The following is a 25,922-nucleotide window of genomic DNA, read 5'->3' as shown; positions in this document are numbered from 1 at the left end:
CCGGCGCCATCGCCCAGGAGTCCCTCCCTCATGCACAACCAAGCCCCTACGGCCCCGCCACGGATCATGGGCATCCTCAACGTCACCCCGGACAGCTTCTCGGACGGCGGCGAGCACTTCGCACCCGAGGCGGCCGTCGCCCACGGTCTCGCACTCGCCCGCGCCGGGGCCGACATCATCGATGTCGGCGGCGAGTCGACCCGCCCCGGCTCACGCGCGGTGCCCGCCGCCGAACAGTGCGAGCGCGTGCTGCCGGTGATCGGCGCGCTGCGCAAGCGGCTCCCGGCGGGCGTGGAGATCAGCATCGACACCACCAGCGCCGAGGTCGCGCGTGCGGCGCTCGCCGCCGGCGCCAGCTGGATCAACGACACCGCCGCCGGCGAGGACGATCCCGGACTGCTCGCACTGGCCGCCGAGACCGGCGCCACCCTGGTGCTGATGCATCGTCAGGGACGCCCCGAGACCATGCAGCAGGACCCGCGCTATGGTGATGTGACCACCGAGGTCGAGGACTATCTGCTCGAGCGTGCGCGCCTCGCGCGCGCCGCCGGCGTCGCCGCCGAGCGCATCCTGCTCGACCCCGGCATCGGCTTCGGCAAGACCCTCGCGCACAACCTTGCGCTGATCGCCGCGCTCGATCGCTTGCGCGCGCACGGCTTCGCGGTGCTGCTCGGCGCCAGCCGCAAGCGCTTCCTCGGCGCGATCTGCGATGAGCCGCACCCGGCAGCACTGGATGCGGCGACCGCCGCCACCACCACCGCGGGCGTGCTCGCCGGGATCGAGGTCTTCCGCGTACACGACGTCGCCGGCAACCGTCAGGCCGCCGACGTCGCCTGGGCGCTCAGGGGCGCCGGGATGCGCGCCACCGGCACACTGGTGACAGGCTGAGGGTCGGGCTAGTCGCCGGCGGCGCGATGGCGCGGCAGCACCCGCCGCTCGGACACCGTCTCCAGCGTCTTCAGCTCGCGTGCCTCGGCGGCCAGACGGCGGTTGTCGATCGCCCGCTGCTGGCGCGCCCGTACCCCGTAGCCGAGCGCCGCGCCACCGGCGGCGCTCAGGGTCACCAGCCCGAGGGTGACGAACTGGGTCAGCATCATGGTGATCCCGATTCCCACCGTACCGCCGACCACAGCGCCGGTCTTGAGGCTCGCCCCCCAGGAGCTACGTCGCGCCTTGGCCGCCAGCCGCTCCTGCGAGCGTCCGGCCTTGGCACGCTGCTGCTCGGCCTTGACCCGGATCTTCTCGCGCTCCTTGGAGAAGCGCTCGCTCAACCGCGAGGTGGCGCGGTGGCGGTAGGCATCGGCGATGGTGTTGAACCACAGCGCGACGAGGATGCCGATGGCGCCACCGAGCAGCGCGAACAGTGGCCAGGTGGTCTGCCAGTCGGTGCTCAGCGCGGTGTAGACCAAGAGTGCGGTGACTCCCTGCAGCAGGAAGATACCGATCAGGAATCGGATCAGGCTGCCAAGGCTGTGTGGAATGATGCTCATCAATCTCATCTGCTCAGGTTGTGAAGCCACGCGCGGGCGTGGCCCGACGAAGGATCCGTGCCTGCCCGACGGCCGCTCACCCCACCACCGACGACGGCGCCGCCACGACGGTCGCGGCGCGTGGTGTCGAGGGCGCTCGAGGTTCGATCCATTCGAGCCAGTCGGCCGGCGCCTCGTCGAGCAACAGGCGCAGCCGTTCGCGCAGCCGCTCCAGCGCCGCCGCGTCCTCGACCGGCCGATCGCAGGCATCGATGATGCCGTAGAGATACTCGGCGCCGACCCCGGAGAGGTCGATCAGCAACCGTGGCGCACCGACCTCGAGCGGCAACAGCTGCGGATCGGTGCTGGTCATCAGGAAGGGGCCGGCGCCGCTCTCGAGCCGGGCCGCCGGGCCCGGTCGGCCATGGCGGCGCAACGCACGGCCGAGCCGGTAACGCATCAGGTCGGAGAGTTCGGGGGCGAGTTGATCGACCAGCGCCATGTCGCCGGAGTCGGCATAGACCGGCACCAGGAAGGCATGCGCCTCGCGCCGCGGCTCACTCACGCCACTGGCGCTCGCCACATAGGTCTCGATGATGCGGAACAGCTCGCGATAGCGCTGCACGTCGGCGGCATCGAGCGCGCTGGTGCGTCCGAGCAGCACGAAGGTATAGAGGCCGTAGCCGGACTCGGCGCGCTCGAACAGCAGGTTCATCGCCACCGCCGTCTGGGTCTCGCTGGTCGGCGCGCCCGAGGGATAGTAGCGCATGGCATAGACCAGCGACTCGCGCAACGGCCCGTCGCTGGCATCGAGCAGCCGGGCGCGACGTTCGAGCCCCTCGGCGGCGGCCAGCTCGAGCGTCTCGCGCGCGCCCGAACCGGTGAGCATCAGCGCGCGCTCGAGCACCGGATCGAAGGCCGACTCCCCGCCCTGGGCGATCATCTCGGTGACGATCTCGCTGACCGGCGCACAGCCGCCGCGCAACAGCGCCTCGGCACCTTCCCCGGGCTCCACCCCGGAGAGATAGAGATCGGTGACCAGGGTGCTCAATACCGCCCCGGTGCCACGCCCATCCATCCCCGCGCAGCGCGTCTGCAACTCCTGGCGCAGACCGAGCGGGTCGGTGCTGTAGAGCACATGGGCCGACATCGACGGACGCGGCCCATCGGCACGCTCGGCGGCGAGCTGGGCACCCGGGGTGCGCCAGGGCGCCGCCCCCTGCACCGTGCCGCCGGAACCGGCGCAGCCGCCGAGCACCAGCAACAGCGCACCGAGCACCAGCAGCGACACCACGACGGCGCCACGTCTGCGAACTGACTGCGGATCGGGATTCGGCGTCGACATCGAGGGCACCCCCGCCCAGGCGGCACAAAGCCACCATGATAGCCGATCATGCCACGGGCTCCAGTACCAGCCGCCAGCCGCCAGCCGCCAGCCGCCAGCCGCCAGCCGCCAGCCGCCAGCCGCCAGCCGCCAGCCGCCAGTGAGTATGCGCCCCTGACGACGGCATTGCCTGCCATCACACGCGCTTGGTGCCAGCGCTTGGGGGCAGGCGGCCACTGGCGGCTGGCAGCTGATAGCTGGAAGCTGATAGCTGGCAGCTGACTTGCGACCGCTCCCGACGCGCGGCATCCTGTGGCCGATCGAGGCGCTGTCGTCGCCACCACATACGAGTCCACCGATGCAATCGACCACCAAGCCCTACGCCGAGTCCTGCGATCAGAATCGCGCCCCCATCCTCGCGGTGATCGCCCCGCTCTATGCCGGACGGCGCCGGTTGCTGGAGATCGGCAGCGGCACCGGGCAGCACGGGGTCCATTTCGCCGCGGCACTGCCCGAGCTGTGCTGGCAGTGCAGCGACCGCGCCGACGAGTTGCCGGGGATGCGTCAGTGGATCGGCGAGGCGGCGCTGCCCAACCTGCCCGAGCCGATCGCGCTCGACGTGCTGCGCGATCCCTGGCCGACACCCGGGTTCGACGCCGCTTTCAGCGCCAACACCGCGCACATCATGCCGGTCGAGGCGGTCGCGGCGATGTTCAGTGGACTCGGCGAGGTACTCGCCCCCGGTGGGCTCTTCGCCCTCTACGGCCCCTTCCACGAGGATGGCCGACCGACCAGCGAGAGCAACGCCGCCTTCGACGCCTGGCTGCGCGCGCGCGACCCGGCGATGGGGGTGCGCGATCGCACCTGGCTGCTGGGGCTGGCCGAGGACAACGGCTTCGAGGCGCTGGCCGAACATGCGATGCCGACGAACAACCGCATCCTGGTGTGGCGGCGACGCTGAACGAGGGGAGGAACATGGCCAAGGAGAAACACCCGGTCACCCAGGCGGTCAGGGCGCTGCGTGCCGCCGGCATCGCCTTCACCCCGCACTGCTACGACTATGTCAGCGGCGGCGGTACGGCGCAGGTGGCGGCGACACTCGGCGTCGACGAGCACCTGGTGGTCAAGACATTGATCATGGAGGACGCCGATGCGCGGCCATTGGTCGTGCTGATGCACGGCGACTGTCAGGTCGCCACCCAGCACCTGGCGCGCGCCATCGGCACCAAGCGGGTGCGCCCCTGCGCGCCTGAGGTCGCCGATCGGCACTCCGGCTACCGGGTCGGCGGCACCTCGCCGTTCGGGACCCGTCACCCGATGCCGGTCTATTGCGAGCGCGGCATCCTCGAACTGCCGCGGATCTATATCAACGGCGGCAAGCGCGGCTTCATCCTCGAGGTCGAGACCCGGGCCGCGCTCCAGCTGCTCCAGGCCCAGCCGCTCGACCTCGCGGTCGCGGGCTGAGCCCTCAGCGCCGGGCGAGCCGGCAGTGCGCGCGCAACCCGCGCCGACGCCACCCGCGCAACAGCCCCCAGCCCGAGGTGCGATAGCGGGTCCCGGCACAGGGATCGAGCACGACCTCCGACCAGCGCTGCCGACGCAACGCGCGCAGCGGCGCGGCGAGCGCGGCATCACAGGCGACCAGGGCATCGGACCAGGCGCCAAGATCGCGCCCGTGCAGCGCCCGCCAGGGGCTCTCGTCATAGATCAGGACACCCCGCTCGCCGAGCGCCGGGTCTTGCAACCACTGGGCCGGGGTGCGGTGCCCCACCCCGGCCCAGTGTGCCAGCCCGTGGGTGAGCGGATGCTCGCCCACCACCAGACCGGGACCGCGCCCCGGCGCCGCCGGCAGCCGTCCCCCGCCCCAGGGCCAGAGTCCGTTGACCACCGGCTCGCCACGCGCCTCGCGGGCGCGATTGACCGGATCGGCGAAGAACAGCATCTGCACCTCGTTGAGCAGCCGGTTCCAGGCCAGCGCATCGTCGCCGCTGATCGCATCCGGGCTGAGCGCCTCGCCCATCACCCGATAGAGCGGCGTGGTACGCAGCGCGGGCGGCCGCGCCAGGCGTAGATACCAGCGCTGCGGGGTCGGCGCAACCAACTCCAGTCCGTCGTCGGCGAAGTGATCGTTGAAGCTCGCCACCAGCGCCGCGGCCTCCTCGGCGTCGAGTGCGAAGCGCTCGAGTTCGAAGAGCCGCAACCGCTCCATGTCCGGGCGCAGGTAGACCGGATCGGCATGCAGCCAGTAAGCGGCAGCGCCCTCTCCGGCGAGCAGTTCGGGGGCGTCGCCGAGCAGACACAAGGGCGCACTGGGCAGATCACAGCCTGGCTCGGCGGCGATGCCGAAGGCGGCGAACAGCGCGGCGAAAGGATCGCTGGCAACCCCGTCGACGACACTCGCACGTGCCAGCAGACGGTCGAGATTGGGCAGTATCGGAAAGGGCTCGGGACGTAGCGGCAGGGGGCCGAGCAGTCCCGGGCAGATCAGTTCCAGGGCCGTCACGACACCGCCAGCCCTCGCGCCAGGTCGGCCTGGATGTCGGCCACCGACTCCAGCCCCACCGCGACCCGCAGCAGCGACTCAGTGATACCGGCGTCGGCGCGCTCCGCGGCACTGAGTCGACCGTGGGTGGTGGTCGCCGGATGGGTGATGGTGGTCTTGGCATCACCGAGGTTGGCGGTGATCGAGATCATCCGCGTCGAGTCGATCACCCGCCAGGCCTCGGCGCGCGCACCGCGCACCTCGAAGGAGACGATACCGCCGCCGCTGCGCTGCTGGGTGCCGATCAGATGGTGCTGGGGATGCCGGGGCAGCCCCGGGTAATGGACCCGCGCCACCGCCGGATGGTCGTCGAGCCAGTGGGCGAGCTGCTCGGCGGCGCGTGTATGCGCCTGCATCCGCAGCTCGAGCGTCTCGAGCCCCTTGAGGAAGACCCAGGCGTTGAACGGACTCATCGTCGGGCCGGCGGTCCGCATCACGCCGAACACCGCCTCGCCGACCAACTTGCGATCACCGACCACGGCGCCACCGACACAGCGCCCCTGACCATCGAGATACTTGGTCGCCGAATGCACCACCACATCGGCCCCGAGTTCGAGCGGACGCTGCAGTGCCGGGGTGCAGAAGCAGTTGTCGACCACCAGCCGGCAGCCGCCTCGATGTGCGATCTCGGCCAGCTCGCGCAGATCGGCCATCTCGGTGAGCGGGTTCGAGGGCGTCTCGCAGAACAGCATCCGCGTCTTCGTCCCGATCGCCGCCTCCCAGGCGGCGGGATCGGAGAGCGGGACGAAGGTCGTCGCCACCCCGAAGCGGGCGAGATATTTGCTGAACAGCGAGCTGGTACTGCCGAACACGCTGCGCGAAACCACCACGTGATCCCCGGCCTCGAGGGTCCCGAGACAGAGCGCGAGGATCGCGGCCATCCCGGAGGCGGCGGCGACGCAACACTCGCCTCCTTCGAGCGCGGCCAGCCGCTCCTCAAAGGTCCGCACCGTGGGGTTGGTGAAGCGCGAATAGATGTTGCCCTCGGCCTCACCGGCGAAGCGCGCGGCGGCCTCGGCCGCGCTCGAGAAGACGAAGCTCGAGGTGGTGAAGATGGGCTCGGCGTGCTCGCCCTCGGGCGTGCGCCGCTGACCGGCGCGTACCGCACGCGTGGCAAAGCCCGGCGCCGCCGTGGCGCCAGCCGACTCCTCCGGGAGACCCGGATCAGACTGAGTTGTGCAGGTCAATGACACTCTCGCTGCGCGCTGAACGCTGTTCCTTGGCGCCGTCGTTGCGATTGGCCTCGAGGGCGCGGAGGTATTCCGGGGTCACGTCCCCGGTCACATAGTTGCCGTCGAAGACCGAGGTATCGAAGCGATCGACATGGCTCTTGCCCTTCTTCTGCACCGCGTCGATCAGGTCCTCGAGATCCTGGAAGATCAGGCCGTCGGCGCCGAGCTCGGCACAGATCTCCGCCTCGGTGCGACCCGAAGCGATCAGCTCGCTGGCCGCCGGCATATCGATGCCGTAGACGTTGGGGTAGCGCACCGGCGGCGCGGCCGAGGCGAGATAGACCCGGTTGGCACCGGCATCGCGCGCCATCTGGATGATCTGCTGCGAGGTGGTGCCGCGCACGATCGAGTCGTCGACCAGCAGCACGTTCTTGCGGCGGAACTCCAGATCGATGGCGTTGAGCTTCTGGCGCACCGACTTCTTGCGCACCTTCTGCCCCGGCATGATGAAGGTCCGGGCGATATAGCGGTTCTTGATGAAGCCCTCGGCATAGGGCACGCCGAGATGGTTGGCCAGCTGCAGCGCGGCAGTGCGACTGGTGTCGGGCACCGGGATCACGACATCAATGTCATGATCGCCCCACTCGCGCTTGATCTTGGTCGCGAGCTTCTTGCCCATCCGCGAACGCGCCTTGTGCACCGAGATGTTGTCGATGATCGAGTCGGGGCGGGCGAAATAGACGAACTCGAACAGACAGGGCGAGAGCACCGGCTCGGCGGCGCACTGATGGGTGTGGAGCTTGCCGTCGAGGGTGATCAGCACCGCCTCTCCGGGGGCGACATCACCGATCAGCTTGAAGCCGCTGGTATCGAGCGCGACGCTCTCCGAGGCGATCATGTACTCGTGACCATCGGCGGTCTCGCGATAGCCGTAGACCAGCGGACGGATGCCGTGCGGATCGCGGAAGCCGAGCACGCCGAAGCCCGGGATCATCGCCACCGCCGCATAGCCGCCGCGACAGCGCCGGTGCACCCCGGCCACGGCCTGGAAGACGTCCTCTTCCTCGATGTTCAGCTTGCCCTGGCTTTGCAGCTCATGGGCGAAGATGTTGAGCAACACCTCGGAGTCGGAGTCGGTGTTGAGGTGGCGCAGATCGTCGACGAACAGGTCGCGCTTGAGCGCATCGGCGTTGGTCAGATTGCCGTTGTGCGCGAGCACGATGCCGTAGGGCGAGTTGACGTAGAAGGGCTGGGCCTCGGCCGAACTGGAGGCGCCGGCGGTGGGATAGCGCACGTGCCCCACGCCCATGTCGCCACGCAGCTGGATCATGTGCGAGGTACGGAACACGTCACGAGCCAGTCCGTTGTCCTTGCGCAGGTGCAAGCGCCCACCCTCGCAGGTGACGATACCGGCGGCGTCCTGGCCGCGGTGCTGCAAAACTAGGAGCGCGTCGTAAAGCGACTGATTAACAGGGCCCTTACCGACGATGCCGACGATCCCGCACATGAGGTCCTCGCGCGTCTGCCGCCACGGAGGATGACGACAACCGAAATTGGGTGGAATGGAAACGATCGAAATTACCCGATACGCCCTGCCCCCGCAACCCACAACGCCCAAGATCGGGGCCGGAGGGCGCATTCCAAGCCCGCCAGCGGCCAGCGGATTGAACCGCAAAGCCGCGAAGAACGCGAAGGGAAACGCTATTAGCTACCAGCCGTCAGCCACCAGCTTCCAGTAGGCGTTGTTCCTCCCGTCGTCGCCGCAAGACATCAGCCACTGCCGCCATATGGGCGCCACCCATCCCCACTGGCGGCTGGCGACTGGCGACTGGCGGCTGGTAGCTGGTCCCGCCCTCACCCGAAGCGGGCGCCGAGCGAGGCCGGCAGGCGCTCGAGGATACGCTGGGCGATGCCCTCGAGGCCGCCGATCAGGCTCGAATCCTGCCACCAGGCAGATTCTGGCAATGGGGTCAGAGCGGCGAGGAATACCGCGAACGCCACGATCAGCACCCCGCGCAGCGTGCCGAACACCAGCCCCAGCAGACGATCCGGCAGCGCCAGGCCGACCCTCTCGGTGAGGCGCCCGAGGATGGCGCCGAGCACCGCGCCGGGCAGCAGCACCACGACCAGCAAGAGCGCGAAGGCCAGCGCCAGGGCGAGGGCCGGCTGTGCGACCCAGTCGGCGAGTACCGCGGCGAATGCGCGGTGCTGGGTCCAGGCGAACAGCAGGGCGATGACCCAGGCGCCGAGCGAGAACGACTCGCGGATCAGGCCCCGGGCGAGGCCGATCAAGGCCGAGAACAGCACCAGGCCGAGCAACGCCAGGTCGACCCCGGTCATCGCCGATGCGGCCTCAGGGGTAGCGCTGAATCAGGGTCTCGAGCCCCTGGCGATCGCGCAGCATGGTCGCGGCGCGCTCGGCATCGACACGATCGATCTCGGGACCGACGCGGACGCGGTAGTAGCGCTTGCCGTTGACCTCGGCCTGTTCGACGAAGGCCGAGTAGCCGGCGGCGCGCAACCGCGCCTCGAGCTCGGCGGCGCCGGCGGCGGTCCCGAGGCTGGCGACCTGCACCACCCAGGAGGGCAACTGCGTGGCCGGCGCCTGCTGCTGACGCAGCTCTGGACGGGGCTGGACGCTCGGCGCAGGCTCGGGCTGCGGGAGGGACTGGCGCATCGGCTCCGGCTCCGGCACAGACTCCCGCGGCGTCTGGAAGGCAGCCTGAGGTTGGACCTGGGGCAGCGGCCTCGGCGCGATGACCTCGTCGACGTCCTCGTCGGGTGCCAGATAGGACTCGGAGCGGAAGCGATCGGCAAAGGGCGGCTGCTCGGGGATCGCGGCGGGGATCGGCTCGGGCGGGGTCAGCGGTGGTTGCTCGAAGAGCATGGGCACGAAGATCACCACCAGCGCGACGATTACCACCGCCCCTGTCAATCGTCTCTTGGCACCTTCACGCATGACACTTCACCCACGATAGCGAACGCAGCCGTCCGGCTGCGTGATGACTCGAATGGCACTCCCGGCCGAGGAGCGGGCCGGGACGCCCGCCCTGGCGAGAGTATATCAGCCGTGCCCGAGCACCCGCAGCGCCGCCCCGACGGTGGTGAAGGATCCACACACCAGCACGCAGTCCTCGCCCTCGCTGGCGGCATCGGCGCGCGCCAGCGCCTCCGCCGGATCGGCGCAGAGGCTACAGTCCTCGGCGGCGAGTCCGGCCGCACCCAGACGCGCGCGCAGCGTCTCGCGCGCCATGGCGCGGGCATCGTCGGTCTCGGTCAGGTACCAGTGCGTGACCTGATCGGCGAGCGCCGCAAACAGCGCCTCCGGCTCCTTGTCGGCGAGCATCGCCAACACCACCCGCACCGCCAGACCACGACTGGCGAAAGCGCGCAGATTGGTGGCCAACGCGGCGGCGGCCTGGGCGTTGTGGGCGACATCGAGGATATGGCTCGGCGTCCCCGGCAACACCTGGAAGCGCCCCGGCAGGCGGGCGCGCCCGAGCCCCTGACGCAAGGCGTTGCGCGGGATCGGCAGGCGCTCGCGCAGGGCATCGAGCGCGGTGATCGCCGCGGCGGCGTTGTCGCGCTGGAACTCGCCGCGCATCGCCGGCAACGGCAGCGCGTGACGGCGACCATCGGGGCCCTGCCACTCCCAGCCGGCCTCGGCGCCGTGACGGTCGAACTCCACACCCAGCTGCAGCGGACGCGCGCCGCAGCCGAGCGCGGCCTCGCGCAGGGCCGCCGGCGCGTCGCGCTGACCGATCACCGCGGCGCGAGCGGGACGGAAGATCCCCGCCTTCTCGCGGGCGATGTCATCGACACTCTCGCCCAGCCAATCGGTATGGTCGAGCCCGATCGAGGTCACCACGGCGACATCGGCATCGATCAGGTTGACCGCATCGAGCCGTCCGCCGAGCCCGACCTCGAGCACCACCAGATCGAGCCCGGCGCGCGCGAAGAGATCGAGCGCGGCCAGGGTGGCGAACTCGAAATAGGTCAGCGAGATCTCGCCCCGGGCCTGGTCGATACGGTCGAAGGCGCCGATCAGCGCGGCGTCGTCGACCGGTTCGCCGTCGATGCGGATACGCTCGTTGTAGTGCACCAGATGCGGCGAGCCGTAGGTGCCGCAGCGATAACCGGCAGCCAGCGCGGTGGCCTCGAGCATGGCCACGCAGGAGCCCTTGCCGTTGGTGCCGGCGACGGAGATCACCGGGCAGGCGAAGGGACCGTGCTCGAGACGCCGCCACACCGCGCGGACCCGATCGAGCCCAAGCTCCATCGTCCGCGGGTGCAGCGCGGCCTGCCAGTCGAGCCAGGCCTCAAGGGTGTCGAAGCGCATCGTCAGACCGGCACCACGGTACGGCAGTAGCGCGGCCGGTGGCCGAGGATCGCCAGCAGGTCGGCGAGCCGCTCGCGCAGATCGCGACGATCGAGGATCATGTCGATCGCCCCCTTCTCGAGCAGGAACTCGCTGCGCTGGAAGCCCTCGGGGAGCTTCTCGTGCACGGTCTGTTCGATCACCCGCGGTCCGGCAAAGCCGATCAGCGCGCCGGGCTCGGCGATGTTGATGTCGCCGAGCATCGCCAGACTGGCCGAGACGCCGCCCATGGTCGGGTCGGTGAGCACCGAGACGAAGGGCAGTCCACGCTCGCGCATGCGCCCGAGCGCCGCGCTGGTCTTGGCCATCTGCATCAACGAGAACAGGCTCTCCTGCATCCGCGCGCCGCCACTGGCGGAGAAGCAGACATAGGGCGAGGACTGCTCGATCGCCGCCTCCACGCCGCGCACAAAGCGCTCGCCGACCACCGAGCCCATGGAACCGCCCATGAACTTGAACTCGAAGGCGCTGGCCACGATCGGCTCGCCCTTGAGCTCGCCGCGCATGGTGATCAGCGCCTCTTTCTCGCTGCTCTGCTTCTGCGCCTGGGCGACGCGATCCTTGTACTTCTTCAGGTCCTTGAACTTGAGCGGATCGAGCGACTCGAGCTCGGCGCCGATCTCCTCACGCGAGTCGGGGTCGAGAAAGGCCTCGAGACGCTTGCGCGCGGTGAGACGGTTGTGATGGTTGCACTTGGGACAGACCTCGAGATTGCGCTCGAGCTCGGCACGATAGAGGATCGCCTGACAGCCCGGACACTTGGCCCAGACGCCTTCGGGCACGGCGCGCTTGTTGCTCGCCTCGGTGCGGATGCGGCTGGTGACCAGTTTCTCGAACCAGCTTTTGCTCTTGTCGACTGCCTGCTTCACGATGTTACCTGCTCGGGTCGGTTGGCGGCCGCGTCGGCAGCGTCGATGGCGCCACGCAGCTCGGCGATGAAGTCCCCAATGGTCGGCGCAATCGCCTCGGGCGTCTCGGCCAGCGCCTCGATCTGCTTGACGATGGCGCTGCCGACGATCACCGCGTCGGCAACGGCGGCCACCCGCGCGGCGGTCTCGCCGTCCTTGATGCCGAAGCCGACACCAACCGGCAGCGGGATGCGCGCGCGGATGGTCTCGACCTTGGCGGCCACCTCGTCGACATCGAGGTTGGCCGCCCCGGTCACACCCTTGACCGAGACGTAGTAGACAAAGCCCGAGGCGACCTCGCCGATGCGCGAGATCCGCCGCTCGGTCGAGGTCGGCGCCAGCAGATACACCAGATCGACCGATTCGGTCCGCAGCGCCTGGACCAGCTCATGCCCCTCCTCCGGGGGCACGTCGACGATCAGCGCGCCGTCGAGCCCGGCCGCGGCGGCGGCGCGGGCGAAGCGCCCGTAGCCCATCACCTCGATCGGGTTGAGATAGCCCATGGCCACCACCGGGGTATCGGCATCACGCTCGCGGAACTGGCGCACCATCTCCAGCACGTCGCTGAGCGAGACACCGCGCGCGAGGGCGCGCTCAGTGGCACGTTGGATCACCGGGCCGTCGGCGATGGGGTCGGAGAACGGCACCCCCAGTTCGATCAGGTCGGCGCCGGCTGCGACCATCGCGTGCATCAGCTCGACGGTGGTCTCGGGACGCGGGTCGCCGGCGGTGATGAAGGGGATCAGCGCGGTACGATGCGCCGCGCGCAGCTGTTCGAAACGTGTCGAGATCCGGCTCATAGCGTCAACCCATCGAGTTTGGCGACCGTGTGCATGTCCTTGTCCCCGCGCCCGGAGAGGTTCACCAGGATGCTCTGATCGGCGCGCATCCCGGGAGCGATCTTCTGCACATAGGCCAGCGCATGGCTGGACTCGAGCGCGGGGATGATGCCCTCGGTGCGGGTGAGGTGGTGGAAGGCGTCGATCACCTCGGCATCGGTGACCGCGTCATAGCTGACACGGCCGCAGTCCTTGAGCCAGGCGTGCTCGGGGCCGACACCGGGATAGTCGAGCCCGGCCGAGATCGAGTGGGTCTCGATGATCTGGCCGTCGGCGTCCTCCATCAGATAGGTGCGGTTGCCGTGCAGCACCCCGGGGGTGCCGGCGCACAGCGGCGCGGCGTGACGGCCGGTGGCGATACCCTCGCCGCCGGCCTCAACCCCATAGATCGCCACCGAGGTGTCGCCGAGGAAGGGGTGGAACAGCCCGATGGCGTTGGAGCCGCCGCCGACACAGGCGACCAGGGCATCGGGCAGGCGCCCGGTACGCTCGAGCATCTGCGCCCGCGCCTCGCGACCGATCACCGTCTGGAAATCGCGCACCATCGCCGGATAGGGGTGTGGCCCGGCGACCGTGCCGATGATGTAGAAGGTGTTGTCGATGTTGGTGACCCAGTCGCGCATCGCCTCGTTCATCGCGTCCTTGAGGGTGCGCGAGCCGGACTTGACCGGCACCACCTCGGCGCCGAGCAGACGCATGCGATAGACGTTGGCCTCCTGGCGGGCGACGTCGACCTCACCCATGTAGACCACGCACTCGAGCCCGAGCCGCGCGGCGACCGTGGCGGTGGCCACGCCGTGCTGACCGGCGCCGGTCTCGGCGATGATCCGGGTCTTGCCCATGCGCCGCGCCAGCAGCGCCTGGCCGATGGTGTTGTTGACCTTGTGCGCGCCGGTGTGATTGAGGTCCTCGCGCTTGAGATAGATCTGCGCGCCGCCGAGCTCGCGGCTCCAGCGCTTGGCGTGATAGAGCGCCGAGGGGCGACCGACATAGTCGCGCAGATCGGCGTCGAGTTCGGCGAGGAACTCGGGATCCTCGCGAAACCGCTCATAGGCCTCGCGCAACTCGTCGAGCGCATAGACCAGCGTCTCGGGCACGAAGGTACCGCCATAGGGCCCGAAGTGACCATCGGCGTCGGGCAGGTCGTAGTGCCCCTGGCTGGCGGCCCGCTGGCTCAGCGGACGCGTGCTATCGGCATCTGTCGCCATCTCTTACCCCTGTCATGAAGGCGGAAATCTTTGCGTGATCCTTGACCCCTTTCGACGCCTCGACGCCACCACTGACGTCGACGCCGAAGGGCCGCACTGCGGCGATCGCCGCGGCGACGTTGTCCGGTGCGAGACCACCGGCGAGCACGATCTCGCCGCGCAGCGCCTGCGGGATCCGCGCCCAGTCGAAACGCTCCCCGGTGCCCCCGGCGACCCCGGCGCGATAGGTATCGAGCAACAGCCCGGCGCCGCCGGCATAGCGCGCGCGCGCCGCCTCGAGCACGATACCCGGGCGCATCCGCACCGCCTTGATCCAGCGCCGCCCGAAGGCCGCGCAATACTCGGGCGACTCCTCGCCGTGGAACTGCAGCAGCTCCAGCGGCACCTGGCGCAGGGTCTCGCGCACCCGCTCGGGGTCGGCGTCGACGAACAAGCCCACGGCGGTGACGAAGGGCGGCAACCGCTCGCACAGTGAGCGCGCCTGCGCGATGGAGACGGCGCGCGGGCTGTCGGGATGGAACACCAGCCCGACGGCGTCGGCGCCGGCGGCGGCCGCCGCGTCGATGTCCGCCGCGCGGGTCAGCCCACAGATCTTAACCCGGGTCCTGATCATGGCGTAAACCTCCCGGGGCCTCAGTCCGCCGCCAGCCGCTGCAACGGCGTGCGATACACCGCCTGCGGCAGGGCGAAGTGTTCGGGATAGTCGGCGCGCACGAAAAACAGCCCCTGGGGCGGTGCGGTGACGCCACCGCGGGTACGATCGCAGACCTCCAGCAGTTCGCGGGTCCAACCGACCTCGGCCTCGCCGCGACCGATCGCCACCAGCACCCCGGCGATGTTGCGCACCATGTGATGGAGGAAGCCGTTGGCACCGATACGCAGGACCACCAGATCGTCCTCGGCGTCGACCTCGAGATAGTGCACCCGGCGCACCGGGCTCTTGGCCTGGCAGGCCACGGCGCGGAAGCTCGAGAAGTCGTGCTCGCCGACCAGCGCGCGCGCGGCCTCGCGCATCCGCGCCAGGTCGAGGGCGTCGTGGACCCAGACGGCACGGTTGCGCGCGAGCGGCGAGCGGGTGCGACGCACCTGCAGCTGATAGCGATAGTGGCGCGCCACCGCGCTGAAACGCGCATGGAAATCGCCCTCGACCCGGTGCGCCCAACGCACCGCCACGTCGGGCGGCAGGTTGACGTTGGTGCCGAGCACCCAGGAGCGCTCGCTGCGCGAGGCGGTGGTGTCGAAGTGCACCACCTGCTCGAAGGCATGGACGCCGGTGTCGGTGCGCCCGGCGCACTGTACGCCGAGCGGATGATCGGCGACCCGCGAGATCGCCGCCTCGAGGCATTGTTGCACGGTGCGCACCCCGACCTGGGTCTGCCAGCCGTGGAAGTCAGAGCCGTCGTACTCGACGCCCATCACGATTCGTCCAGGCGTCACGCCGGTCTCTCTCCTGTGAATGGCTGCAGGGACACGGACGTGTCCCACCCCCGCCGCGCGGGGGCGATCGATCGTTTCATGCGCGCCCCGTCACCCCAGCTTGTCGAGGAGTTGACGAGCCTCCTGGCGCTGGTCCTCGCGGCCGTCGGCGATCACCTCTTCGAGGATCCCGCGCGCGGCCTCCTTGTCGTCCATGTCGAGATAGGCACGGGCGAGATCGAGCTTGGTGGCGTTCTCGTCCCACAGCCCGGAGTCCATCTCCCACTGCGAGAGCAGGAACTCGCTGGGGTCGGTATCGGCCACCGGCTTGACCTCGCCCCCGCCCGCGGGACGGGCAGAGGACTCGGGCGCGAGCGGCTGGGGCGTGCTCTGCGGCGCCAGGTCGGTATCGGAGAAGCCGTCGAGATCCTCCAGGGTCAGCATCAGCTCGGAGTCGTCGGCGGCGGACTTCGAGGCCGCGCCGGGATCGAGCGACGCCTCGGGGGCGGATGGACGCGAGGCCGCAATCCGCTCGCCACCGGCGCCATCGCCACGGGCGGGGGGCGGTGTCTTGGCCGCCGCAGGCTCCTCGAGATCGGTGTCGTCGAACAGCAGCGGCAGATCGAAGTCATCGTCCCTGGCCTCGGGCTCGGGCCGGGGCTTGTCCTCGGAGGGTGCGGGCGCCGGATCGGCGACATCCTCGAGATGCAGGGAGATCGACTCCTGCGAGGCCGATGGCAGGTCGAGCCCCGCCGCTTCGACATCGCCAGCCGACGGTGGCGCGGCCTCTGCACCGCTGCCGGCGGCAAGGGCCGAGTGCATCTCGAGCAGGCGCTGCCACCCCGTCGGATCGATGCGCTCGCCATCGGCGGCGCGACCGTCCTCGAGCAACGCCTCCAGGGCCGCGACATCGCGCGTGGCGAAGTACGCCTCGGCGAGCTTGAGCCGCAGATCCATCCGCTCCGGCGCGGCATCGAGTTCGCCGCGCAACAGCCGCACCGCCTCGTCATAGCGACCATAGGCGATATAGATATCGGCCTCGGAGAGCGGATCGGCCTCGTCGAGGGTCGAGTCGAACTGGGTGAGCGAGGAGAAGGGCGAGCCCGAGGCATCCTCGTCGGCCAGGGCCGACAGCTCCGCCGCCTCGCTGATCCGGGTGTCCTGCTCGGCGGTGCGACGCGCCGGCACGTCGAGCGGCTCGAACTCGGACTCGATATCCAGGGTCGAGACCAGCTCGGTGTCCTCACGCTGGCGCCGGCGTGAGGACCACCAGGAAAAGCCGATCAGCCCGAGCGCGGCGATCGCGGCGAATCCGGCCAGCGGCAACAGCAGCGCGTGCCAGAGCGAGTCGGACGCCTCGGGCGTCGGCTCGACGACTGGCGGTGGCGACTGGCGCGGCGACTTGCTCGGCGCCGGCTCGCTGACGGTGGACGCCTCCCGCTCGCTCACCACGGGCGCGGGCGTCTCGCTCGCTGCGGGCTCGGTCACGGATTCGGGCGCGGCAACGACCGAAGGGGCCATCGGCTCGGCGGCGGCCGTCGAGTCGCCATCGTCCACCGCCGTCGTGGCCGCCGTCTGCAGCCGCACCACCTCGGCATTGCGGGCGCGCAGCAGTTCCTTGATCTCGACGAGCTGGGATTCGAGCTCGCGGATGTGCGCGCGCAGCTCCAGCGTCTCCTGACGGGCGCTCTCGTGCGCCTGCATCACCGTCATCAGCTCTTGCTCGAGCGCCACCACCTCGGCCGAGCGCGCCGGCGATGAGGTGCCGCCGGGTTGCGCCTCGTCGTCACCACCGGGCATCTCGCCGACCTCGCCGGCGATCCTCAGCCGCGCTGGCTCGGGCGGTGGCGGCGCCAGGGGCGCGCGGTTGACCGACTCGCCCCGCATCGCCGCCTGGAACTCGGTCTGCGCGGCCGCCGGATCGAGTGCGAACAGCTCCTCGGCGGAGGGGATGGTCAGGGTCTCGCCGGCGACCAGACGGTTGATGTCACCGCGGATGAAGGCGTCCTGGTTGGCGCGATAGAGCGCCATCGCGGTCTGCGCCAGGCTCGCCCCCTGGGACTTGGACTCGAGCGCGAACTGCCACAGCCCCATCCCCTCGGGGACCGGGCCGACCTGGACGGGGAAGACCGAGGGATCGACGCCCTCGGGCAGCTCGATGGCGGCAGGCGCTGACTGCGGACTCGGCGCGGTCTGTTCGAGGGGCGCGCGCGACGGCGTCGGCGTGCGTGCGGGCCGCTCGGAGACCCGCGGCGCGGTGACTGCCGGGGCACGCGACGGGGTGCTCACCGGCGGGTCGAGGAGCACGGTATAGCCGCGCACCAGCTGACCCTCGGGCCAGGTGGCCGCGACCAGGAAGTCGAGATAGGGCTCGCGGATCGGCTCCCGACTGGTGATCCGGACGATCGGCAGTCCGCCCTCGCTGACCGCGGGTTCGAACTCGAGCTGGGTGAGATAGTGATAGCGCTCGAGCCCGGCCCGATTGAACGCCTCGGCGGGCGCCAGCTCGATGCGTACCGTATCCAGGGTATCCGGGTCGACGTCGATGAGCGCGATGTCGCCCCGGAAGGGCTGGTTCAACGCCGAGTACGTCTGCAGGCCTCCCAGCCCGAGCGCACCCGCGTCGGTCACGACCAGGGTCAGCGCCAGGACCGACGCCAGAGTGAGATTGCGAGACATCGTCCTCCCTCATGCACCTTGTGCAGCGACGATCCGTCGGCCGGATCCCGAGCGACTCCCGACGGGCCGAACGAAATGACTCCCGACTATATCCGATCGGTCGACGCGCACCAAGCAAACATCCTTGATTTCAGGCACCCTGCGCGAGCAGGATCGTGAGCATCCGCCGCAGCGGCTCGGCCGCGCCCCACAGCAGCTGATCGCCGACGGTGAAGGCCGAGAGATAGCGTGGACCGAGGTTCATCTTGCGCAGCCGCCCCACCGGCACCTCGAGCGTCCCGGTGACCGCCGCCGGCGAGAGTTCGCGCATGGTGCGCTCGCGCTCGTTGGGGATCACCCGCGCCCAGGGATTGGCCGCGGCGATCAGGCGCTCGATCTCGTCGAGTTCGAGATCACGCGAGAGCTTGATGGTCAGCGCCTGACTGTGACAGCGCATCGCGCCGATACGCACGCAGATCCCGTCGATCGGCAGCGGCGCGGCGGGGTCGATGCCGAGGATCTTGTTGGTCTCGGCCTGGCCCTTCCACTCCTCGCGGCTCTGACCGTTGTCGAGCTGGGTGTCGATCCAGGGGATCAGGCTGCCGGCGAGCGGTACCCCGAAACTCTCGGTCGGGAAGGCCGAGTCCCGCATCGCCGCGGTCACGCCGCGGTCGATCTCGAGGATCGCCGAGCCGGGATCGGCCAGCTGCGGCGCGACTGACTCGTGCAGCGCGTCCATCTGCGCCAGCAGCTCGCGCATGTTGCGTGCACCGGCGCCCGAGGCGGCCTGATAGGTCATGGCGCTGACCCACTCCACCGCGCCGGCGCGGAACAGCCCGCCGATGGCCATCAGCATCAGACTGACGGTGCAGTTGCCGCCGACGAAGTCACGCCGACCGGCGGCGAGCGCCGCGTCGATGACCTCGCGATTGACCGGGTCGAGGACGATGGTCGACTCCGGCGCCATGCGCAGCGCCGAGGCGGCGTCGATCCAGTAGCCGTCCCAGCCGCGCGCACGCAGCTGCGGGTGGACGCGCTTGGTGTAGTCGCCGCCCTGACAGCTGAGGATGACGTCCATCTCCGCCAGCGCGTCGAGCGAATCGGCGTCGCGCAGCGGTTGGGCGCCCCGCCCCACATCGGGACCGGGCTGCCCGGCCTGCGAGGTGGAGAAGAACACCGGCTCGGTGATGTGCGCGAAGTCCCCCTCGGCACGCATCCGCTCCATCAACACGGAGCCCACCATGCCTCGCCAGCCGACGAAACCAACCCGTTGCATTGTTCTCACCCCACAGTCATCTGATCTGGATTCGCCCGCCGGGGCGGCGCGTCGGCATACCGACGCGTTCCGTCCCGACCGGCGTTCGGCGCGATCGGCTCAGGCGCGCAGCGCCGCGACCACCGCATCGCCCATCTCGGCGGTGCCGACCTGGCGCATGCCCTCGGACATGATGTCGCCGGTGCGCAGGCCCTGATCGAGCACCTTGGAGACCGCCGCCTCGATGCGATCGGCCGCCTCGCCCGCGTCGAGCGAGTAGCGCAGCATCATCGCCACCGAGAGGATGGTGGCCAGCGGGTTGGCGATGCCGCGACCGGCGATATCGGGGGCCGAGCCGTGGATCGGCTCGTACATGCCCTGGCCCTCGGCGTTGAGCGAGGCCGAGGGCAGCATGCCGATCGAGCCGGTGAGCATGGCCGCGCAGTCGGAGAGGATGTCGCCGAACATGTTGGTGGTGACCATCACGTCGAACTGCTTGGGCGCGCGCACCAGCTGCATCGAGGCGTTGTCGACATACATGTGCGAGAGTTCGATCTCGGGGTAGTCGGCGGCGGTCTCGATCGCCACCTCGCGCCACATCTCGGTGACCTCGAGCACGTTGGCCTTGTCGACCGAGCACACCCGCTTGCCGCGCTTCATGGCGATGTCGTAGGCGACGCGGCAGATGCGCTCGACCTCCGACTCCTTGTAGCAGAGGGTGTTGTAGCCGTAGCGCTCGCCCGACTCCAGGGTCTCGACGCCGCGCGGCTCACCGAAGTAGATGCCGCCGGTCAGCTCGCGCACGATCATGATGTCGAGCCCGGAGACCACCTCGGACTTGAGGGTGGAGGCGTCGGCCAGCTGCGGGTAGAGGAAGGCCGGGCGCAGGTTGGCAAACAGCCCCAGGCCGGCGCGCAGCCCGAGCAGACCGCGCTCGGGACGCTTGGAGAAATGCAGCGGCTCCCACTTCGGCCCACCCACGGCGCCGAGCAGCACCGCATCGGAGGCCTTGGCCGCCTCCAGGGTGGCCGCCGGCAGCGGATCGCCGCAGTCGTCATAGGCCGCACCGCCGACCAGGGCCTCTTCCATGGTCACGTCGATCGCGCCCTCGGCCTGCAGCGCGTCGAGCACCTTGATCGCCTCGGCGACGATCTCGGGACCGATACCGTCACCGGCGAGAACCAGAATCTTCTTGCTCAAGGGATTTCTCCGAATACTTGGACGATGGCCGCCCGAACGGCGGCCGTCAGGACCCGCCCGCGCCGCGACGGCGCGGGCGACCGGGTCAGATGAACAGCCAGGGCGCCTCGGCGCGACGGCGCTCCTCGTAGGCGCGGATGGTGTCGACCTCCTGCAGGGTGAGGCCGATGTCGTCGAGCCCCTCGATCAGCCGGTGCTTGTTGCCGGCGTCGATGTCGAAGGCGATGCGGGTGGCGTCATCGAGGATCAGCGTCTGACCGGGCAGGTCGACGGTGATGCGCAGCGCCTCGGGACCGGTCGCCTTGCCGAACAGGGCGTCGATCACCGGGGCCGGCAGCACGATCGGCAGGATGCCGTTCTTGAAACAGTTGTTGAAGAAGATGTCGGCGAAGCTCGGTGCCAGGATCACCCGCAAGCCGAAGTCGGCCAGTGCCCAGGGGGCGTGCTCGCGCGAGGAGCCGCAACCGAAGTTCTCGCGCGCGAGCAGGATCTCGGCGCTGGCGTAACGATCGTCGTTGAGCACGAACTCGGGGTTGAGCGGACGGTTGCTGCAGTCCATCCCCGGCTCGCCGTGGTCGAGATAGCGCAGCTCGTCGAACAGATAGGGACCGAAGCCGGTGCGCTGGATGCTCTTGAGGAACTGCTTGGGGATGATCGCGTCGGTGTCGATGTTGGCCCGATCGAGCGGCGCCACCACGCCGGTGAAGTTCTTGAACGCTTCCATCACAGCTCCCTCACGTCGACAAAGTGCCCGGTCACCGCGGCGGCGGCGGCCATGGCGGGACTCACCAGGTGGGTGCGACCACCCTGCCCCTGACGGCCCTCGAAGTTACGGTTGGAGGTCGAGGCGCAACGCTCGCCCGGCTCCAGACGGTCGGCGTTCATCGCCAGACACATCGAGCAGCCCGGCTCGCGCCACTCGAACCCGGCCTCGGCGAAGACCTTGTCGAGCCCCTCGGCCTCGGCCTGCTCTTTCACCAGACCCGAGCCCGGCACCACCATCGCCAGCTTGATGCCGGGGGCGACCTTGCGGCCCTTGGCGATCTCGGCGGCGGCGCGCAGATCCTCGATGCGCGAGTTGGTGCAGGAGCCGATGAAGACCTTGTCGGGACGGATGTCGGTAATCGCCATCCCCGCCTCGAGCCCCATGTACTCGAGCGCGCGACGGATGCTGGCGGCCTTGACCGCGTCGGCCTCGGCGGCCGGATCCGGCACCCGGCCGTTGATGTCGAGCACCATCTCGGGCGAGGTGCCCCAGGTGACCTGCGGCGCGATGCTGGCGGCGTCGATCTCCACGACCTCGTCGAACGCGGCGCCCGGATCGGTGACCAGGGTGCGCCAGTGCGCGGCGGCACGCTCGAACAGCTCACCCTCGGGGGCCAGCGGACGCCCGCGCATGAACTCCACGGTCTTCTCGTCGACGCCGATCAGCCCGGCGCGCGCCCCGGCCTCGATGGCCATGTTGCAGACCGTCATGCGCCCTTCCATGGTCAGCGCCTCGATCGCCTCGCCGGCGAACTCGATGACATAGCCGGTGCCACCGGCGGTGCCGATCTTGCCGATCACTGCAAGCACGATGTCCTTGGCGGTGACGCCCTCGCCGAGCTGGCCGTCGACGCGGATCAGCATCGACTTCGACTTGCGCTGGATCAGACACTGGGTGGCCATCACGTGCTCGACCTCGGAGGTGCCGATGCCGAAGGCCAGGGCGCCGAAGGCGCCGTGGGTGGCGGTGTGGGAGTCACCGCAGACCACGGTCGAACCCGGCAGGGTGAAGCCCTGCTCGGGACCGATCACGTGCACCACGCCCTGGCGCTGGTCGGACATCGGGAACTCGCGGATGCCGAACTCGGCGCAGTTGGCGTCGAGGGTCTCGACCTGCAGTCGCGAGACCGGGTCGGCGATGCCCTGGGCACGGCCACTGGTGGGCACGTTGTGATCCGGCACCGCGAGGTTCGCGGTGGTACGCCACGGCTGGCGCCCGGCCAGACGCAGCCCCTCGAAGGCCTGGGGCGAAGTGACCTCGTGGATCAGCTGACGATCGATATAGAGCAGTGCCGTGCCGGTCTCGTCGACGCGCACGACGTGCTCATCCCAGAGTTTGTCGTAGAGGGTCCTGGCGCCCATAGACTCTGTCCTCGGTGCGAACGGTGCGAAAAAGGGAATCCCCTAGAGTAGTCCGCTGAGGGGTAAAACTCAATTCTCACCATCGAGATCACGCCCTTGCGCCCACACCGGCTCGATCTGGAAGGGTTCGTCGGCGATCGGATCGATGGTGATCCAGACCCCACCGATCGAGGGCGACCCCGGCACCTCGACACGTACCAGCCGGTCACCCGCCCCACCCTGCAGCGGTCGATCGTGACGCAGCCGGTGGGTGTCGCCGTGCAGCGCCAGCACCGGCCCGGGAAAGCGCGCCAGGGTCTCGGCGAGGGCCTCGCGCACCCAGCCCAGCGCGCGCGGGGCGCGGCGGCGCTCGAACAGCGGATCGACATGGAAGACCACCACCAGCGCATCGAGTCCCGCCACCCGGGCCGCGTCGGCCGCCTCGCGCAGCAACGCGCGATTGGCCGCACGCCGCGCCGCCGACTCGGCCTGTGCACGCGGCTCGGCCCGGCGCGCGCCATCGTGACTGCCGACCACGTGCAACACGACGAACATCACCCGACGATGAACGAAGCGGTAGAGTTCGGGATAGTCGGGCGTTGCGGCCCGGGCGCCGAGCTGCCCGAGCCGCAGCACGGCGGGGTCTTCAAAGAAGAGCGCGCGCACCCGCGCGAGCCGCTGCAACGGATCGTGGCCGCCGGCCAGCAGACGATGGCAATCGGTCCATTCGTTGTCGCCCGGGGTGTAGACCACCGGCACCGGCTGTGCCGCGAACAACCCGGCGATCCCCGCCAGCTGGGCGTCGGTGCACGGCTGCGAGCCGCTCTTGATGTCACCGACATGGATCAGAAAGGGGCTGCCCTCGGCAGCGGCATGCGTGAACAGCGCCCGCAACCCGGCCAGCTCGGACCCACCGTAGGGGAGATCACCGACGGCGAACACCCGCCAGGGCGCGGCACCCGCGGCGAGCGGCAGCCACAGCGCCAGCAGGGTACAGAGCAGTGTCGTACGCATCTTCATCAGGACTCCTCGGGCATGGAACGGCGCAGCAGCGGCTGGATCTCCGATCGTGCTCCCCGGGCGGGCGGCGATCCGCGTAGAATCGTGCCATGGATACAACCGATCCCACACCCTATGCCGACCTCGGCCCCGACCGCATCCTCGATGCCATCGAGTCGGTCGACCTGGTCCCCGACGGGCGCATGCTCGCGCTCAACAGCTACGAGAACCGCGTCTACCAGATCGGTCTCGACGAGACCACGCCGGTGGTGGTCAAGTTCTATCGCCCCGGTCGCTGGAGCGATGCGGCGATCGCCGAGGAACACGACTTCGCCACCGAGCTGGCAGAGCGCGAGATCCCGGCGATCGCGCCGCTGCGTATCAAGGGGGAGACGCTGCACCACTTCGCCGGACACCGCTTCTCGGTCAGCCCGAGACGCGGCGGGCGCGACCCCGAGCTCGACGACCCCGAGGTGCTGGAGTGGGTCGGGCGCTTCATCGGCCGCATCCACGCCGTCGGCGCCACCCGCCCCTTCGCGCACCGCCCGCGACTCGACATCGACGCCTTCGGCACCGGCCCGCGCGCGTTGCTGCTCGATCAAGAGTGGATCCCCGCCGAGCTGCGCGAGACCTACACCGAGGTGAGCGCCAGCGCGCTCGCGGCGGTCGCCGAGTGCTACGCGCGCGCCGGACGGGTACGCGAGATCCGGCTGCACGGCGACTGCCATCGCGGCAACCTGCTGTGGACCGACGCCGGACCGCACTTCGTCGACTTCGACGACGCGCGCAGCGGCCCGGCGGTGCAGGATCTGTGGATGCTGCTCTCGGGCAGCCGTGCCGAGCAGAGCCGACAGCTCGCCGACGTGCTCGCCGGCTACGAGGACTTCTGCGATTTCGACGTGCGCGAGCTGCACCTGGTCGAGGCGCTGCGCACCCTGCGCCTGATCCACCACGCCGCCTGGCTGGCGCGGCGCTGGCAGGACCCGGCCTTTCCCGCCGCCTTCCCCTGGTTCGCCACCACGCACTACTGGGAACAGCACATCGCCCAGCTGCGCGAGCAGCTCCTCGCCATGGAGGCCGGACCACTATGGCCCGCCTGAACACGCCAAGCCCCGTGGTGAAGACGAGCGCCTGCCCCTGCGGCAGCGGCAAGGCGCTCGCGGAGTGCTGCGGGCCTTATCTGGCCGGGGAGGCGCACGCCGAGAGCGCCGAGCGGCTGATGCGCTCGCGCTACACCGCCTTCACCCTGGAGGCGTACGATTATCTGCGCGCCACCTGGCACCCCGAACACTGCCCGACCGATCTCGGCCCCGACGATCCGCCACCGCGTTGGCTCGGACTGCGCATCCTCGCCAGCAGCGCCGGCGGCCCCGACGACGACCAGGGCACGGTCGAGTTCGTCGCCCGCTACAAGATCGGCGGTCGCGCACATCGGCTGCACGAGCGCAGCCGCTTCATCCGGCTCGAGGGACACTGGGTCTATGTCGACGGAACCTTTCCCGCGACACGCACGACGAACTGAAACACCGCCGGGCATCGCCCGGCCCCGATCATCCAAGCCAGAAACACCGAGGAATCAGACATGAGAGACGATCACCGACGACCGACCCGCGAAGAATTCACGGTCGCCGGCGGCGCGCTGGTCGACAAGATCAAGGAACTGGTGCGCCAGGGCAACGTCAGACGGCTGATCGTGCGCCGCCCCAGCGGCCAGATCCTCACCGACGTCCCGCTCAATGCCGGACTCGGCGTCGCCGCGGCGCTCACCCTGATCGCCCCGGTGCTCACCGCGCTCGGTGCCATCGCCGCGCTGCTCGCACAGTTCCGCATCGAGATCGAGCGCGACCCGGGCCAGCCGCGCGGCCCCTACCCCGACGACCCTCGCTAGTCACCCCGCCGCGGCGGCACCGGCCGCGGCCGCGACCGACCATCTGTATCAACGAGAAACCGGAGGTTCACGATGAAGCAGATCAAGCAGACCGAGGACTATGTGATCTACCAGAAGCGCACCGGGCGCTATGCCGTGCGCGACCCACGCGAGAAGCGCTGGATCAACGGCGAGGCCAAGGAGACGATCCTGCGCACCGAGCAGCTCATCCCCGCAGCCGGCGCAACACGCCAGACGGAGCGCGCCGACTGACCGCGCCGCGCGCCCGGGGCGGGACTGCCCGGGGCGCGCGTTTGATCGTATGATGTCCGTCGAACCAGCGAGCAGCAAGATCTCGACGCGCTCGTACCGGCACGACGGACAATCAGCAAGACGGCATGATTAAAAAGATCCGTATCGATCAGCTTCGCCCGGGGATGCACATCCATGATCTCAACTTCGGCTGGACCGATCACCCCTATGTGCCCAACGACTTCCTGATCGAGGACGAACAGTCCCTGGCGCAGGTGCGCAGCCTCGGCATCCGCGAACTCTACATCGACACCGACAAGGGGCTCGAC

At 69.7% G+C, this 25,922-nt stretch carries 27 protein-coding genes; 8 read left to right on the top strand and 19 right to left on the bottom strand.

Features of this window, described 5'->3' with window-relative positions; translation table 11 throughout:
• The first annotated feature begins 30 nt into the window (after nucleotides 1-30).
• Nucleotides 31-888, top strand: coding sequence for a dihydropteroate synthase (gene folP / locus ACAM26_RS09260; protein ID WP_123141528.1), 858 nt, complete (start codon nucleotides 31-33; stop codon nucleotides 886-888).
• A gap of 8 nt (nucleotides 889-896) precedes the next feature.
• Here the strand turns inward: folP and ACAM26_RS09255 are convergent, their stop codons facing one another.
• Nucleotides 897-1,490 carry a hypothetical protein gene (locus ACAM26_RS09255; RefSeq protein WP_123141895.1) on the bottom strand — a complete coding sequence of 198 codons (594 nt, stop codon included), beginning with the start codon at nucleotides 1,488-1,490 and terminating at the stop codon, nucleotides 897-899.
• 76 nt (nucleotides 1,491-1,566) lie between these two features.
• Complete coding sequence (locus tag ACAM26_RS09250; protein WP_132230557.1) at nucleotides 1,567-2,814, bottom strand: hypothetical protein; 1,248 nt, start codon at nucleotides 2,812-2,814, stop codon at nucleotides 1,567-1,569.
• A gap of 337 nt (nucleotides 2,815-3,151) precedes the next feature.
• Between ACAM26_RS09250 and ACAM26_RS09245 the strand changes: the two genes are divergently transcribed.
• Nucleotides 3,152-3,754, top strand: coding sequence for a DUF938 domain-containing protein (locus ACAM26_RS09245; protein WP_369613497.1), 603 nt, complete (start codon nucleotides 3,152-3,154; stop codon nucleotides 3,752-3,754).
• Between the two features lie 14 nt (nucleotides 3,755-3,768).
• Nucleotides 3,769-4,257 (top strand): aminoacyl-tRNA deacylase, encoded by a 489-nt coding sequence (locus ACAM26_RS09240; RefSeq protein ID WP_123141532.1) that lies wholly within the window; start codon nucleotides 3,769-3,771, stop codon nucleotides 4,255-4,257.
• Between the two features lie 4 nt (nucleotides 4,258-4,261).
• Here ACAM26_RS09240 and ACAM26_RS09235 read toward each other — a convergent pair whose 3' ends face one another.
• From ACAM26_RS09235 to ACAM26_RS09155, 17 genes are all read right to left on the bottom strand, one after another.
• Nucleotides 4,262-5,296 (bottom strand): phosphoglycerate mutase, encoded by a 1,035-nt coding sequence (locus tag ACAM26_RS09235; protein ID WP_369613496.1) that lies wholly within the window; start codon nucleotides 5,294-5,296, stop codon nucleotides 4,262-4,264.
• The gene (locus ACAM26_RS09230; protein ID WP_369613495.1) at nucleotides 5,293-6,522 is read right to left on the bottom strand and encodes an O-succinylhomoserine sulfhydrylase; all 1,230 of its coding nucleotides are present in this window, start codon (nucleotides 6,520-6,522) and stop codon (nucleotides 5,293-5,295) included. The genes ACAM26_RS09235 and ACAM26_RS09230 overlap by 4 nt, the downstream gene beginning before the upstream one ends.
• A complete protein-coding gene (purF, locus tag ACAM26_RS09225) occupies nucleotides 6,500-8,014 on the bottom strand; it encodes an amidophosphoribosyltransferase (protein WP_123141535.1) in 1,515 nt (504 codons plus the stop codon). The genes ACAM26_RS09230 and purF overlap by 23 nt, the downstream gene beginning before the upstream one ends.
• Before the next feature lie 347 nt (nucleotides 8,015-8,361).
• Complete coding sequence (locus ACAM26_RS09220) at nucleotides 8,362-8,847, bottom strand: CvpA family protein (RefSeq protein ID WP_123141536.1); 486 nt, start codon at nucleotides 8,845-8,847, stop codon at nucleotides 8,362-8,364.
• 13 nt (nucleotides 8,848-8,860) lie between these two features.
• A complete protein-coding gene (locus tag ACAM26_RS09215) occupies nucleotides 8,861-9,466 on the bottom strand; it encodes an SPOR domain-containing protein (RefSeq protein WP_369613494.1) in 606 nt (201 codons plus the stop codon).
• Nucleotides 9,467-9,571: 105 nt separating this feature from the next.
• The gene (folC, locus tag ACAM26_RS09210; protein WP_369613493.1) at nucleotides 9,572-10,846 is read right to left on the bottom strand and encodes a bifunctional tetrahydrofolate synthase/dihydrofolate synthase; all 1,275 of its coding nucleotides are present in this window, start codon (nucleotides 10,844-10,846) and stop codon (nucleotides 9,572-9,574) included.
• Between the two features lie 2 nt (nucleotides 10,847-10,848).
• Complete coding sequence (accD, locus tag ACAM26_RS09205; protein WP_123141539.1) at nucleotides 10,849-11,754, bottom strand: acetyl-CoA carboxylase, carboxyltransferase subunit beta; 906 nt, start codon at nucleotides 11,752-11,754, stop codon at nucleotides 10,849-10,851.
• Entirely contained in the window at nucleotides 11,751-12,593 is an 843-nt protein-coding gene (gene trpA, locus ACAM26_RS09200) for a tryptophan synthase subunit alpha (protein ID WP_123141901.1), read from the bottom strand. The genes accD and trpA overlap by 4 nt, the downstream gene beginning before the upstream one ends.
• Nucleotides 12,590-13,840: a tryptophan synthase subunit beta gene (trpB, locus tag ACAM26_RS09195; RefSeq protein ID WP_123141903.1), complete on the bottom strand. Its 1,251-nt coding sequence runs from the start codon at nucleotides 13,838-13,840 to the stop codon at nucleotides 12,590-12,592. Before trpB ends, trpA begins: the two co-directional genes overlap by 4 nt.
• On the bottom strand, nucleotides 13,821-14,450 hold the full coding sequence (locus ACAM26_RS09190) for a phosphoribosylanthranilate isomerase (RefSeq protein WP_369613786.1): 630 nt from the start codon (nucleotides 14,448-14,450) through the stop codon (nucleotides 13,821-13,823). The genes trpB and ACAM26_RS09190 overlap by 20 nt, the downstream gene beginning before the upstream one ends.
• A 23-nt stretch (nucleotides 14,451-14,473) precedes the next feature.
• On the bottom strand, nucleotides 14,474-15,256 hold the full coding sequence (gene truA, locus ACAM26_RS09185; protein ID WP_123141542.1) for a tRNA pseudouridine(38-40) synthase TruA: 783 nt from the start codon (nucleotides 15,254-15,256) through the stop codon (nucleotides 14,474-14,476).
• Between the two features lie 111 nt (nucleotides 15,257-15,367).
• Complete coding sequence (locus ACAM26_RS09180) at nucleotides 15,368-17,935, bottom strand: FimV/HubP family polar landmark protein (protein ID WP_369613492.1); 2,568 nt, start codon at nucleotides 17,933-17,935, stop codon at nucleotides 15,368-15,370.
• Nucleotides 17,936-18,065: 130 nt separating this feature from the next.
• Nucleotides 18,066-19,190, bottom strand: coding sequence for an aspartate-semialdehyde dehydrogenase (asd, locus tag ACAM26_RS09175; RefSeq protein WP_123141906.1), 1,125 nt, complete (start codon nucleotides 19,188-19,190; stop codon nucleotides 18,066-18,068).
• A gap of 99 nt (nucleotides 19,191-19,289) precedes the next feature.
• A complete protein-coding gene (gene leuB, locus ACAM26_RS09170; RefSeq protein ID WP_123141908.1) occupies nucleotides 19,290-20,369 on the bottom strand; it encodes a 3-isopropylmalate dehydrogenase in 1,080 nt (359 codons plus the stop codon).
• An 85-nt stretch (nucleotides 20,370-20,454) separates the two neighbouring features.
• Nucleotides 20,455-21,093 (bottom strand): 3-isopropylmalate dehydratase small subunit, encoded by a 639-nt coding sequence (leuD, locus tag ACAM26_RS09165; protein WP_005224567.1) that lies wholly within the window; start codon nucleotides 21,091-21,093, stop codon nucleotides 20,455-20,457.
• Entirely contained in the window at nucleotides 21,093-22,496 is a 1,404-nt protein-coding gene (gene leuC / locus ACAM26_RS09160) for a 3-isopropylmalate dehydratase large subunit (protein ID WP_123141546.1), read from the bottom strand. Before leuC ends, leuD begins: the two co-directional genes overlap by 1 nt.
• Nucleotides 22,497-22,565: 69 nt before the next feature.
• Entirely contained in the window at nucleotides 22,566-23,495 is a 930-nt protein-coding gene (locus ACAM26_RS09155) for a metallophosphoesterase (protein WP_123141547.1), read from the bottom strand.
• A gap of 89 nt (nucleotides 23,496-23,584) precedes the next feature.
• Between ACAM26_RS09155 and ACAM26_RS09150 the strand changes: the two genes are divergently transcribed.
• From ACAM26_RS09150 to ACAM26_RS09130, 5 genes are all read left to right on the top strand, one after another.
• Nucleotides 23,585-24,574, top strand: a complete 990-nt coding sequence (locus ACAM26_RS09150) for a serine/threonine protein kinase (RefSeq protein ID WP_369613491.1) — start codon at nucleotides 23,585-23,587, stop codon at nucleotides 24,572-24,574.
• Nucleotides 24,562-24,996 (top strand): YchJ family protein, encoded by a 435-nt coding sequence (locus tag ACAM26_RS09145; protein ID WP_369613490.1) that lies wholly within the window; start codon nucleotides 24,562-24,564, stop codon nucleotides 24,994-24,996. The genes ACAM26_RS09150 and ACAM26_RS09145 overlap by 13 nt, the downstream gene beginning before the upstream one ends.
• A gap of 60 nt (nucleotides 24,997-25,056) precedes the next feature.
• The gene (locus ACAM26_RS09140) at nucleotides 25,057-25,362 is read left to right on the top strand and encodes a DUF4342 domain-containing protein (RefSeq protein ID WP_123141913.1); all 306 of its coding nucleotides are present in this window, start codon (nucleotides 25,057-25,059) and stop codon (nucleotides 25,360-25,362) included.
• A gap of 72 nt (nucleotides 25,363-25,434) precedes the next feature.
• Nucleotides 25,435-25,614, top strand: coding sequence for a hypothetical protein (locus ACAM26_RS09135; protein WP_123141915.1), 180 nt, complete (start codon nucleotides 25,435-25,437; stop codon nucleotides 25,612-25,614).
• 125 nt (nucleotides 25,615-25,739) lie between these two features.
• Nucleotides 25,740-25,922 (top strand): DUF3391 domain-containing protein (locus tag ACAM26_RS09130; RefSeq protein ID WP_369613489.1); only part of this gene is annotated, 183 nt, incomplete at its 3' end.

Source organism: Marichromatium sp. PS1 (genome assembly GCF_041155115.1).
In the GTDB taxonomy this organism is placed as follows: Bacteria; Pseudomonadota; Gammaproteobacteria; order Chromatiales; family Chromatiaceae; genus Marichromatium; species Marichromatium gracile.
This window is presented reverse-complemented; position numbering and strand designations above follow the sequence as displayed.